Below are 11,652 nucleotides of genomic sequence, written 5' to 3'. Positions count from 1 at the left end.
ACCATGCCACGTTCCCGCGGTTTCAGCCTGATCGAGCTCATGATCGTGGTGTTGATCATCTCGATCCTGGCGGCGATTGCGCTGCCGTCGTACCGGTCCTACGTGTTGCGGTCGCACCGCGTGGATGCCACACGCACCCTGCAAGACCTCGCCGCGCGCCAGGAGCGCTATTACTTTTCCAACAACAAGTACGCCACTTCGTTGGCCTCGCTCAACGGCACCTCGACCATGGCGGGGCAGTTCTATGCGATCACCGATCCGATCAGCGCCAGCACCGTCGCTTATACGCTTGAGGCCAAAGCCGTGGGTACTCAGTTGAAGGACCAGTGCGTGCAATTCAGCCTCAACCGGGCAGGTGTGCAGGCGTCGAACAGCTCTACGACCGCCGACACCCTCAATTGCTGGGGTCGATGATATGCGCACGGCAACATCCAGCCTGATGGTGGTTCTCGCCTTGTGGGCCGGCGTTTCTATGGCGCAGGAGGTTTACAAGTGGAAGGACGCCTCGGGCGTCACCCACTACGACCAGCAGCCACCGGTCAAGGTCAAGGCGAACCGGTTGCAGTTAAAGAACGACCCCGCGGCTCCCCTAATGCCGGCGTCAGCGTCGACCGCCAGCAGCGGGGCCAACCTCAATGCAGCGGACGCGGCTTACCGCCGCACCGCCTGCGACACGGCGCGGCACAATCTGCAGGCGCTGCTCACCAAGGGCATCGTGGTCCAGAATGGCACCGTTACCCAGGCCGCCGACCCCAATACCGCCCAGGCCCTCAACGACAAGCAGCGGATTGAAGCGAAGGGCGTGCAGGAAGCACTGGTCCGTGACAATTGCGAAGGAGTGACCAATGGCAGCTAAATCCCAACGCGGTTTTTCGCTGATCGAACTGATGGTCACCGTGGTCGTGGCATCCATTCTGCTGGCAGTCGCCGTGCCGAACATGCGCAAATTCATGCAGCGTAATCGTGTCGCCAACCAGTCCAACAACATCATGGCTGACCTTACCTTTGCCCGCGGGCAGGCAGCTTCCACGCGATCGTATGTGTCCATTTGTCCGCGTGCCAATACCACGGACAATACGTGTGACACCACGACGGGCAACTACGACAAGGGCTGGATCATCTACACGGCCGCGGCGCCCAACACCGAATATAAGAAGGATGATCCCGACGCCGCTGCACGACTGCTGCGGGTGACGCTTGTAGCCTCCGCGGTATCGATCCGCGCTTCCGCCGTCGGCCCACTCACTTACAATGGGCGTGGCGAACTGCTAACACCGACCCCTCTGACCGCTGACATGACTGTGACGACCTGCTCCAAGGCATCGACCGCCGACGCCGACGGCACGAACACCACCGATGTGCCCGGCGCGCAGCTGATGGTCAGTCACTCAGGTCGCGTGGCTACCAGGCCCCTGGCAAGCGGTACCGTCTGTACTTGACGCCATTCAGCCCGCTGGCTTGCCCGCATGGAACGGACAGCGCCAGAGCGCAGCATCCACTTCCCGCCCGCTGTACTGCGGGGCCTCCAGCCCCTCACCATGCGTCACCAGCATCGGATTGACCGACCCTGAGAACGCCACGTCGCGCTCGACGATGGCGTCGTGGAAGCGCTCGTAGCGACCATCCGCCCGCAAGGCCTCGAACTGGCTGTGCAGGTTCAATACCAGTGCGGCGTGGGGAAAACACCGCGCACGCCGGCTTGACGCTGGATGTAAACCCACGACGTAAAAGGCATGGCCGCCCAGGCTGAAGCTGAAATCCGGAGACGCCGGGTCGGCGCTGACCGACGGATCCCACGGCGCGGTACGAGCATCCATTGCATGTAAGGCCTGCAACCGTCTCCACAACGCGCGTTCGAAGGTTGCTTCATCCATCGGCGGCGTACGTGGGAAGAGCAGGGCCAGACTGTGGAATCCCTTCTGCGATTTCACGTCTGCTGCGAACGCCCGCGCCTGCGCCACGATGGCGTCATCCGCGTCAGCGGATTCAAGACTTCCTGCTACCAGGAATTGAATATGGTCGTTCTCGGTGGCGGTGCGGGCGGCAAGGCAGGGGAAGCCGGCCTGTTGCACGTAACGGCGGAACTGGGTAATGGCGTCGTCGTCGTTTTGTTCGATGCCGTTAGCGGGCATGCAGCATATCCATCGGGAAGTTGAATTGAGCATGCTTAGTACTTCCGAAAACGGACGTGATGGGTTCGTAGCGGAGGGTGAACGAACGAGCAGGCTTGATGAATAGCCTTGTCGAACCTTGATTGAGCATCGTTGGATGTTCATGTCGGCATCACTTTTGAGAAGATTCGTATGGACCCTCCGTGTGTGACCCGGGATCATTCACTGGTTGCCGGGTTACCGGCAACCGGGTGTAGAAACCTGTTGAACAGCGGGCCCCGCAGCAATGTCTGCGGGGCCCGGGGTTTACCGTCATACGGCGGGCGACCAGGCGGGCGTATGCCCGGCCGTCTGTTCACGGTTTTCTACCCTGGCTCGCTCGCCACCCCACCCATAAGCGGGCAAGGCTTAACGAGCCATGGGGCGGATGAATACGTTGGGCTGGCGTAAGTAGCCCGAGCTCGCCGTCGCCAAACGATGGCAGAGCCCCGGCGAGGCTGCAGTGCCTGATGTGTTCATCCGCCCGATCCGTTTTTGGCTGCCGCAGACATTCGCCATTACCTGGTGCTGTACTCTCTCACTTCGGCACGCGCGTTTCACGCCTGGGGGGAGCCATCCCATCCACATAAAAGTCCAGTGCGATCACCCGTTGATCGCCATTCCGAACCAGCTGGATGTAATCGGTGGCGTCATCCGGATAAAACAACCGATCGTTTTCAGCGAGTACGAGCGGGCGACTTGGACCTCCTCCCCGTTGAATGGATACGCCGCCATCAGTTGCGGCGAGCACGTGCGAAACCCCCTTATCGCTTCGATAGGTACCACTTAGCGCGTGTGCCAGTTCCGGTGGTGTGGTGATGGCTTGAAGGTGCGTATAAGGCTTACCGATGGCCAGCGCTCCCAGGCGGTGTGCAAGCGAGCGCGGGTTGGGCGAGCCACTGTCCGAATTTGCCAGGACGATCACCGTTACATGTTGATCGACAAAATAAACCACATGCGATGAAAATCCTTCGATACCACCATTGTGCTCGACCACCGCCTCGCCGCGAACGCGGCCGAGCATGAGGCCAAAGCCGTAGTCCACGCGGCTACCGTCCGACGTGCTAGCTGGCTGAGCCATCCTCTGGTATAGGGAGCCTGGCTGGGTGTGGCCCGTCACCAGGGCACGCATCCACCGAAACAGGTCGTCCACCGTGGATACCAGCGCGCCTGCCGCACCCGGCCCGCTGATGGTCACGAACGTAGGTAATGCCGTCTTTCCCGTCGCGTCCCGGGTGTATCCCGTCACCTTGCCTGGCACCACCGCTTCATCGGTAAAGAATCCAGTGTGATCGAGCCGCAACGGCGCCAGGAATTGCCCGCGCAAGGCTTCATGCCAAGGCTTGCCGGTGACCTTCTCAATGACGGCGCCCAGCAGGATGTAACCGGAATTGCTATAGACCCAAGCTGTTCCCGGCGGGAAATCCGCAGGGACGGATGCGATTTGTTTGACGGTTTCCTCGGTGTTGAGGGGTTTGGCTGGATCGCTTGTCCAGTTGTCGCTCACGCCGGACGTGTGGCTTAGCAGCTGGCTAAGCGTGATATGAGATCCATTGGGAAACCCGGGCAAGAACTTTGAAAGCGGATCATTTAGCGCCAGCTTGTGTTCGGCATCCAACTTCAGGACGCTCGCGGCGGTGAAGGTCTTAGTAATGCTGCCAATGCGGAAGCGCTGGGCCGGGTCCAACGGCACGCCCAACTCGATACTGGCCATCCCTCGTGCACCGCGATAGATCACATTGTCGTCGCGCGCCACAAGTACCGCCACACCGGGTCCCTGGTTATAGACGCTGGCCGCGATGAGATCCCCGAACGCCTCGTCCGGCGCCTGGACATTCGGTGTGCCCGCGATGGCCGTAAGTGTCACGAAGCAGGCTACGCATCCCACTATCCATGCCTTCATTGATTTCCGCTGATGTTAAGTGCCGCTTTCATCATTCGCCGAGCCCCTTTCTGGCAGCTTCTTCGGGCCGCGGCAGACGGTCGTTCTGGGCGCCTACGCAGACGCCATCGCCCTATCCTAGCGTCGGAAGATGGAGGCACTCCCTCTTTAGCCTGCTGCACTTCCGAAGCGGATCACGCGGGCACTGTAGCGGGGGGCAGCGGTAGGCGGTACAAGGATCGAACTTGTGACACCTGCCGTGTGAACGGTTCGCTGCTGTGCGCTACGGCGCCACAAAGTAAGAAGGCCACCCTGACAGGGCGGCCTTCTTGGCTTCGATTCGTATGGTGGGCGGTACAAGGATCGAACTTGTGACACCTGCGGAGGGTGAACGGTTCGCTGCTGTGCACACGGAAACGCCCCCTTTCGGAGGCGTTTTCGTTCGATTCGTATGGTGGGCGGTACAAGGATCGAACTTGTGACACCTGCCGTGTGAAGGCAGTGCTCTACCGCTGAGCTAACCGCCCGCCGGAAGCGCGGAATTCTACGCAGGGCGGGGCGGGCGGTCAACATCCGGGGGGCCATCGTGGGTAAAATGGCCGACTTTTCCCGGTGGCCGACCCCCCATGGACTACTTCATCCACGAATGGCAGCACGTGCTGGCCGCCCTGTCCCATTTCTCGTTCACTCCCTGGAAGATCGTCGGCTTCGCAGGGTCCCTGATGTTCACCAGCCGCTGGTTCGTCCAGCTGTACTACACCCGCAAGTACAAACGGGTGGTGATGCCGCTGTCGTTCTGGTGGCTGTCAGTGGTGGGCTCGGCCTTGCTGCTGGCCTATTTCGTCTTCGGCAAGAATGACTCGGTGGGCATCCTGTCCAATTTTTTCCCGGCCTTCGTGTCGGTCTATAACCTGTGGGTGCACATGCGCGAGGCGCGGCTGCGCCACCAGGTGCCCAAAGAGGTGACCTAGTCCACGTCGTAGTCCAGGTAGGGGGCCAGCCAGCGTTCGGCCACCTCGCGCTTCCAGCCCTTGCGGCGGGCATAGTCTTCCACCTGTTCACGGCTTAGTTTTCCCACCACGAAGTACTGGCTCTGCGGGTGGGAGAAATACCAGCCGGAGACGGCCGCCGTGGGATACATGGCGAAGCCTTCGGTGAGTTCGATGCCGGTGTTGCCAGGTGCGTCCAGCAGGTCGAACAAGGTGGCCTTTTCGGTGTGCTCGGGGCAGGCCGGGTAGCCCGGCGCCGGACGGATGCCGCGGTATTTCTCGGCCACGAGAGATTCGTTGTCCAGGGCTTCGTCCGGCGCGTAGCCCCAGAACTCGCCGCGCACGCGCTCATGCAGGCGCTCGGCGAAGGCTTCGGCCAGGCGGTCGGCCAGGGCCTTGAGCATGATGGATGAGTAATCGTCGTGGTCGGCCTCGAACCGCGCGACGCGTTCTTCGATGCCCAGGCCCGCGGTGACGGCGAAGCCACCCACCCAGTCAGCCACGCCGGCATCCTTGGGCGCGATGAAATCGGCCAGGCAGAAGTCCGGGCGATCGGCCGGCTTGTCGACCTGCTGGCGGAGGAACCGCAGCATCGCCAGCTTCTTGCCGTCCTCGCCGCGCACCTCCACGTCGTCGCCGACGGCACCTGCCTGCCAGAAGCCGATCACGCCGCGGGCGGTGAGCCACTTTTCCGAAATGATCTTGCCCAGCATCGCCTTGGCATCGGCAAAGAGTTCGCGCGCCTGTGGTCCGACGATCTCGTCGTCAAGGATGGCAGGGAACCTGCCGGCCAGTTCCCAGGCGTTGAAGAACGGGCCCCAGTCGATGTACTTCGCGATTTCTGCCAGGTCGTAGTTGTCGAAGACGGTAACGCCGGGCTGGCGGGGGACGGGGGGTACATAGGCATCCCAGCCGCCCTCGAAACGCTGCGCGCGGGCCTTGGACAGGGGCACCAGTGGCTTGCCGGCGTTCCGGTCCTTATGGCGCTCACGCACTTCGGCGTACTCGCTGCGGACCTTGGTGATGAATTCGTCTACCAACTCGCGGCTCACCAGCGACTGCGCCACGCCGACCGCGCGCGAGGCATCCTTCACCCACACCGTGGCGGCTTTGTAATGGGGCTCGATACGCAGCGCGGTGTGCGCGCGCGAAGTGGTGGCGCCGCCGATCATCAGCGGCAGCTGGAATCCCTGGCGCTGCATCTCACGGGCCACCTGGCTCATTTCCTCAAGCGAGGGAGTGATGAGGCCGGACAGCCCGATGATGTCCGCCTTCACTTCGCGCGCGGTGTCCAGGATCTTCTGGGCGGGCACCATCACGCCAAGGTCGATCACTTCAAAGTTGTTGCAGCGAAGCACCACACCCACGATGTTCTTGCCGATGTCGTGCACATCGCCCTTCACCGTGGCCATCACGATGGTGCCATTGTTCTTGCCGGCGTCGCCCGTGCGAAGTTTCTCTTCCTCGATAAAGGGAATAAGGTGGGCCACGGCCTTTTTCATCACGCGCGCGGACTTCACCACCTGGGGCAGGAACATCTTGCCGGCGCCGAAGAGGTCGCCGACGACGTTCATGCCGTCCATCAGCGGGCCTTCGATCACGTCCAGCGTGCGTGATGAGAGCTGCCGGGCCTCTTCGGTATCTTCCACCACGAACTGGTCGATGCCATGCACCAGGGCATGCGACAGGCGCTCGCGCACGGGCTTCTCGCGCCACGCGGCCGTTTCGATCACGGCTTCGGCCTTGCCGCCCTTGTAGCGGTCGGCGATTTCGAGCAGGCGGTCGGTGCCGTCGGGCCGGCGGTTCAGCACCACGTCTTCGACCCGTTCGCGCAGCTCCTCCGGAAGATCGTCGTAGATCGCAAGCGAACCTGCGTTAACGATGCCCATGTCCATGCCTGCCTTGATGGCGTGGTACAGGAACACCGAGTGAATCGCCTCGCGCACCGGGTTGTTGCCGCGGAACGCGAATGATACGTTCGATACGCCGCCGGAAATATGGCACGACGGAAAGCGCTTCTTCAATTCGCGCGTGGCTTCGATGAAGTCCACCGCGTAGTTGTTGTGTTCCTCGATGCCCGTGGCGATCGCGAATATGTTCGGGTCGAAGATGATGTCCTCCGGCGGCATGCCCACTTCTTCAGTGAGCAGCTTGTACGCACGGGAGCTGATCTCGACCTTGCGCTCGCAGGTATCGGCCTGGCCGGCTTCATCGAACGCCATCACCACCACGGCGGCGCCGTACTGGCGCACCAGGCGGGCGTGCTCCAGGAAAGTTTCTTCGCCTTCTTTCATCGAGATGGAGTTGACGATCCCCTTGCCCTGCAGGCAGCGCAGGCCGGCCTCGATCACCGTCCACTTGGAGGAATCCACCATCACCGGCACGCGGGCGATGTCGGGCTCGGACATGATCAAATTCAGGAAGCGCGTCATCGCCGCTTCCGAATCGATCAGGCCCTCGTCCATGTTCACGTCAATGATCTGAGCGCCGCTCTCCACCTGCTGGCGGGCGACGTCCACGGCTTCTTCGTAGCGGCCTTCCTTGACCAGTTTGCGGAACTGGGCGGAGCCGGTGACATTGGTACGTTCGCCGACATTGACGAAGAGCAGGTCTGGGGTGATGACCAGCGGCTCGAGGCCGCTCAGGCGGGTATGGCGAAGAGTACTCATGCTGCCTGCTGGCTTGCCTCGAAAATGCGGGGACGACAATGGGCCACGGCGTCGGCGATGGCCTTGATATGGGCGGGGGTGGTGCCGCAGCAGCCACCGACCAGGTTCAGCAGGCCCTCGCGGGCGAAGTCGCCAATGGTGGCGGCCATCTGCTCGGGTGTTTCGTCGTATTCGCCGAAGGCATTGGGCAGGCCCGCATTCGGATGCGTGCTCACATAAGTACGCGCGATCGACGAGAGCGTTTGAATGTGCGGGCGCAGTTCATCGGCACCGAGCGCACAATTGAAGCCCACTGAAATCGGCTCGACATGTGCCACGGAGTAATAGAACGCCTCGGCGGTCTGGCCCGACAAGGTACGCCCGGAACGATCGGTGATGGTGCCGGAGAGCATCACCGGCATGCGGCCACCGCGAACCCGGAAGAGCTCCGACAGGGCGAACAGCGCTGCCTTGGCGTTGAGCGTGTCGAAGATGGTCTCGACCATGATGGTGTCCGCGCCGCCGTCGATCAGCGCATCGGCAGCTTCAGTGTAGTTGTCCACCAGTTCCTGGAAACTCACATTTCGATAGCCGGGGTCGTTAACGTCCGGCGAGATCGACGCCGTGCGGCTGGTGGGCCCGAGCACGCCGATCACGAAGCGGGGCTTTTCAGGCGTGCTGGCGGCATCGCAGGCAGCACGCGCCAGCGCAGCGCCGACACGGTTGAGCTCGGGCACCAGGTGCTCGAGATGGTAGTCGGCCTGGCTGATGCGCGTGGCGTTGAAGGTGTTGGTTTCCACAAGGTCCGCACCGGCAGCAAGGTAAGCCTCGTGCACGCCCTTGATAATTCCCGGTTGCGTGAGCGTGAGCAGGTCGTTGTTGCCCTTGAGATCACATGCGCAGTTCTCACCATGTGCGTTAGTGGCGTCGAAGCCTTCGGCGAAACGCTCGCCGCGATAGCCGTGCTCGTCCAGCTGGTGACCTTGCAGCATCGTGCCCATGCCGCCGTCGAGCACCAGGATGCGCGAGGCCAGGGCCTTCTCAAGCAAGGTCACGCGATGGGGGAAAAGCCAGGGCAGGTTGCTCATGGGTGGATCCTCAAGCGGGTTTGCGTGCAACGAGGCTCAGCACCTCGAAATGGGGCGCGCGGCGTTCGCGGCTGATTCGCGTGGCGCTGACCACCGAGAGCCCGGCATCGAAGGCCATCTGCTCAAGCGCCTGGCTGCTGAAGCCGAGATTGCGGTGATCGAAAGGCTCCACGGCCGCCGCGTGGTCGTGCTGGCCGAGCGTGGCGGCCAATACGCGGCCGCCGGGGCGCAGCACGCGGGCGGTCTCGGTGAATACCTTTTCCGGCTGCGTGCTGTAGGTGAGGGCGTGCAGCAGCAATACCAGGTCGAAACTGCCGTCGGCGATATCCAGCGCGTGCATGTCGCCCTGTATCACCTCAACGTTGGAGAACGGGCCCAGGCGCAGGCGGGCGGCTTCCACCACGCGCGCGCTCGAATCAACGCAGGTGACCGAGTGCGCATGCGGCGCCAGCAACTCAGCCGTGACGCCGTCACCGGAGGCGATATCCAGCACGTCGCCGGTTTCGAGCAACTGCAGCAGGGCGCGGGCAAGTGTTTCCCAGGTGCGGCCGGGAGAATAATGCCGCTCCATGTCGCCGGCCACCGTGTCGGCCCAGCCAGCTTCCCCAGCCCGCTGGGCCAGCACCGTGGGTAGCCGTGCGGCATCGGCTCGCAGGATGGCGTCGTCGATGCTTTCGCGCAGCGCGGCCATCAAGCCCTGCATGCGCGGATCGAACTCCGCATTGGCGCGGTAATAAGCCGATACGCCGGCCCGGCGATCACGGACGAGCCCCGCTTCTTTCAACTTGGCCAGATGCGTGGACACACGGGGCTGAGCCAGGTGCAAGATGGCGGCGAGCTCGGCCACGGTCAGTTCCTCGCGCTCGAGCAGGGCCAGCAGGCGGACGCGGGTGGCGTCGGCAAGCAGGCGCAGCACCCCGGAGGCAGTGGCGAGATCCAAGGCCTATCCTTTCATCGCGATATAAAGATGCTAAAGGCTAGGCCCCACCCGGCCCCGCGTCAAGGCGCATTGTTGCGCTGCACGCGCCGGGGATTGGAACGACCGTTAGAATAGCCGGCTGCGCGGGGATTGGTTCGCCCCGGCTTAACGCTAAGAGGCAGGAGAGTTTCATGGATTTCCGTTTCACCGACGACCAGCTTTCGATCCAGGCGGTCGCGCGCGATTTCGCGCAAAAGCGCATCGCCCCCGTGGCGGCTGAGTTCGATGCGAAGGGGGAATTTCCCCTGGCCACCATCCAGGAAATGGGTCAGCTGGGCCTGATGGGTATCGAGGTGCCCGAAGAGTACGGCGGCGCCGGCATGGATACCACGGCCTACGCACTGGCGGTGATCGAGGTCTCGGCCGCCGACGCCGCGCACGCCACCATCATGTCGGTGAACAATTCGCTGTTCTGCAACGGCATCCTGAAGAACGGCACGGAAGATCAGAAGCAGAAGTATGTGCGCGCGATCGCCTCGGGCGAGGAAATCGGCGCCTATGCGCTTACCGAGCCACAGTCGGGCTCCGATGCCTCGAACATGCACACCCGCGCGGTGAAGAATGCCGACGGCGACTGGGTGATCAACGGCAAGAAGAGCTGGATCACCTCAGGCCCGGTGGCCCGCTACATCGTGCTTTTCGCCGTGACCCACGCCGGGATCGGCGCAAAGGGCATCTCCGCCTTCATCATCGACACAAAAATCCCCGGCTTCCATGCCGGCAAGACCGAACCGAAGCTCGGCATCCGCGCCTCGGCCACCTGCGAGATCGAATTCAACGACTACGTGTGCCCGAAGGAAAACATGCTCGGCGCCGAAGGCAAGGGCTTCGCCATTGCGATGGGCGTGCTCGACGCCGGCCGCATCGGCATCGCCTCGCAGGCAGTGGGCATCGCCCGTGCAGCGTATGAAGCCACCATCACCTGGGTGAAGGAACGCAAGGCATTCGGCCAGCCGATCGGCAGCTTCCAGATGACGCAATCCAAGATCGCCGACATGAAATGCCGTCTGGATGCCGCCACCTTGCTGACCATGCGCGCCGCCTGGGCCAAGACGCAAAGCGAAAAGGTCGCCGGCGGCCGCTTCAATAACGAGGCAGCGATAGCCAAGCTCGTCGCATCGGAAACGGCCATGTTCATCGCCCACCAGGCAGTGCAGATCCACGGCGGCATGGGCTACTCCCGCGAGATGCCTCTGGAGCGCTACTTCCGCGACGCCAAGATCACCGAGATCTACGAAGGCACCAGCGAGATCCAGCGCCTGATCATCGCGCGCAACGAAACCGGGTTGCGCTGAAGCTCGGACGTGGCGGGAAGAGCCGGCGGCCCATAGCGGCTGGCGCTCCTGCTGCGGCGACCCTCGGGGAAGGAGGCCGCTGCGCGGCTTTTTTTTACGGCTGCGCCCCCATCGGGACGGGCTTCGGCCGGGGGTTTTCGATTCGCCATCCGGTGATCTCAACCGGTCGATGCAACACCGTAGTCTGATCAAGACGGAGGTGGGCATCATGAGCAGAGCAGTCAGGCTTTGGCGTCATTTGTCGGCGGTGGACCGTGAACAGATTTGGGCAAACTGGCAAGCCGGCGTGCCGCCCGCTGCCATTGCCCGGTCGCTTGAGCGGGACGGGGAGCTGATTCACTACGTTCTGAGGCAGCGTGGCGGGTTCGCTCCAACACCACGCAAACGGGCGCCTCGGGCCCTTCAGCTAGCCCATCGCGAAGAGATTTCCCGAGGCTTGTGCCAGGGCCATTCCATGCGCCAGATCGCACAGGCCCTGAAGCGAGCGCCGTCCAGCATCAGTCGTGAGGTGGGGCGCAACGGAGGCCGTGACGGCTACCGCGCGGCGGAGGCCGACCAGCGAGCCTGGGCGCAAGCCCGTCGGCCCAAAATCTGCCTGCTCGCGCGCCGCGGCGTGCTTCG

Annotated in this window: 11 protein-coding genes and 1 tRNA gene; 6 read left to right on the top strand and 6 right to left on the bottom strand. The window is 62.9% G+C overall.

All coding sequences use genetic code 11. From position 1 onward, the window contains the following. Window positions 1–3 precede the first annotated feature (3 nt). The 3 genes from VGM61_RS02110 to VGM61_RS02100 are packed head-to-tail and all read left to right on the top strand — an operon-like array spanning window position 4 to window position 1,439. Window positions 4–414: a type IV pilin protein gene (locus VGM61_RS02110; RefSeq protein WP_331521056.1), complete on the top strand. Its 411-nt coding sequence runs from the start codon at window positions 4–6 to the stop codon at window positions 412–414. A 1-nt stretch (window position 415) separates the two neighbouring features. Then, window positions 416–856, top strand: a complete 441-nt coding sequence (locus tag VGM61_RS02105) for a DUF4124 domain-containing protein (protein ID WP_331521055.1) — start codon at window positions 416–418, stop codon at window positions 854–856. Continuing rightward, window positions 846–1,439 carry a GspH/FimT family pseudopilin gene (locus VGM61_RS02100; protein WP_331521054.1) on the top strand — a complete coding sequence of 198 codons (594 nt, stop codon included), beginning with the start codon at window positions 846–848 and terminating at the stop codon, window positions 1,437–1,439. The genes VGM61_RS02105 and VGM61_RS02100 overlap by 11 nt, the downstream gene beginning before the upstream one ends. A 6-nt stretch (window positions 1,440–1,445) precedes the next feature. On the opposite strand, the gene gntA is transcribed toward VGM61_RS02100, so the two are convergent. From gntA to VGM61_RS02085, 3 genes are all read right to left on the bottom strand, one after another. Further along, window positions 1,446–2,132 carry a guanitoxin biosynthesis heme-dependent pre-guanitoxin N-hydroxylase GntA gene (gntA, locus tag VGM61_RS02095; RefSeq protein WP_331521053.1) on the bottom strand — a complete coding sequence of 229 codons (687 nt, stop codon included), beginning with the start codon at window positions 2,130–2,132 and terminating at the stop codon, window positions 1,446–1,448. A gap of 556 nt (window positions 2,133–2,688) precedes the next feature. After that, complete coding sequence (locus tag VGM61_RS02090) at window positions 2,689–4,017, bottom strand: serine hydrolase domain-containing protein (RefSeq protein ID WP_331521052.1); 1,329 nt, start codon at window positions 4,015–4,017, stop codon at window positions 2,689–2,691. Between the two features lie 467 nt (window positions 4,018–4,484). After that, a tRNA-Val gene (locus VGM61_RS02085) sits at window positions 4,485–4,559 on the bottom strand. Between the two features lie 99 nt (window positions 4,560–4,658). Here VGM61_RS02085 and VGM61_RS02080 point away from each other — a divergent pair. Beyond that, a complete protein-coding gene (locus VGM61_RS02080; RefSeq protein WP_331521050.1) occupies window positions 4,659–5,003 on the top strand; it encodes a lipid-A-disaccharide synthase N-terminal domain-containing protein in 345 nt (114 codons plus the stop codon). Here VGM61_RS02080 and metH read toward each other — a convergent pair. The 3 genes from metH to VGM61_RS02065 are packed head-to-tail and all read right to left on the bottom strand — an operon-like array spanning window position 5,000 to window position 9,697. Further along, window positions 5,000–7,690 (bottom strand): methionine synthase, encoded by a 2,691-nt coding sequence (metH, locus tag VGM61_RS02075; protein ID WP_331521049.1) that lies wholly within the window; start codon window positions 7,688–7,690, stop codon window positions 5,000–5,002. The genes VGM61_RS02080 and metH overlap by 4 nt on opposite strands. Further along, on the bottom strand, window positions 7,687–8,757 hold the full coding sequence (locus VGM61_RS02070; RefSeq protein ID WP_331521048.1) for a homocysteine S-methyltransferase family protein: 1,071 nt from the start codon (window positions 8,755–8,757) through the stop codon (window positions 7,687–7,689). The genes metH and VGM61_RS02070 overlap by 4 nt, the downstream gene beginning before the upstream one ends. 10 nt (window positions 8,758–8,767) lie before the next feature. Further along, window positions 8,768–9,697, bottom strand: coding sequence for a metalloregulator ArsR/SmtB family transcription factor (locus VGM61_RS02065; RefSeq protein ID WP_331521047.1), 930 nt, complete (start codon window positions 9,695–9,697; stop codon window positions 8,768–8,770). A 170-nt stretch (window positions 9,698–9,867) separates the two neighbouring features. Between VGM61_RS02065 and VGM61_RS02060 the strand changes: the two genes are divergently transcribed. Both VGM61_RS02060 and VGM61_RS19500 read left to right on the top strand, forming a co-directional pair. Next, complete coding sequence (locus VGM61_RS02060; RefSeq protein WP_331521046.1) at window positions 9,868–11,031, top strand: acyl-CoA dehydrogenase family protein; 1,164 nt, start codon at window positions 9,868–9,870, stop codon at window positions 11,029–11,031. Window positions 11,032–11,239: 208 nt separating this feature from the next. Beyond that, window positions 11,240–11,652 (top strand): helix-turn-helix domain-containing protein (locus VGM61_RS19500; RefSeq protein ID WP_422662180.1); only part of this gene is annotated, 413 nt, incomplete at its 3' end.

This window comes from Pinirhizobacter sp. (assembly GCF_036499745.1).
Taxonomy (GTDB): Bacteria; Pseudomonadota; Gammaproteobacteria; order Xanthomonadales; family Rhodanobacteraceae; genus Pinirhizobacter.
Note: the sequence above shows the minus strand (reverse complement) of the source record. Positions and strands in the feature narration are given on the sequence as shown.

What these genes read in the sequence shown, in the direction of transcription:
- metH (WP_331521049.1), bottom strand. Translation starts at nt 7,690, where the DNA reads ATGAGTACTCTTCGCCATACCCGCCTGAGCGGCCTCGAGCCGCTGGTC.
- VGM61_RS02100 (WP_331521054.1), top strand. Translation starts at nt 846, where the DNA reads ATGGCAGCTAAATCCCAACGCGGTTTTTCGCTGATCGAACTGATGGTC.
- VGM61_RS02060 (WP_331521046.1), top strand. Translation starts at nt 9,868, where the DNA reads ATGGATTTCCGTTTCACCGACGACCAGCTTTCGATCCAGGCGGTCGCG.
- VGM61_RS02070 (WP_331521048.1), bottom strand. Translation starts at nt 8,757, where the DNA reads ATGAGCAACCTGCCCTGGCTTTTCCCCCATCGCGTGACCTTGCTTGAG.
- VGM61_RS02110 (WP_331521056.1), top strand. Translation starts at nt 4, where the DNA reads ATGCCACGTTCCCGCGGTTTCAGCCTGATCGAGCTCATGATCGTGGTG.
- VGM61_RS02080 (WP_331521050.1), top strand. Translation starts at nt 4,659, where the DNA reads ATGGACTACTTCATCCACGAATGGCAGCACGTGCTGGCCGCCCTGTCC.
- gntA (WP_331521053.1), bottom strand. Translation starts at nt 2,132, where the DNA reads ATGCCCGCTAACGGCATCGAACAAAACGACGACGACGCCATTACCCAG.
- VGM61_RS02105 (WP_331521055.1), top strand. Translation starts at nt 416, where the DNA reads ATGCGCACGGCAACATCCAGCCTGATGGTGGTTCTCGCCTTGTGGGCC.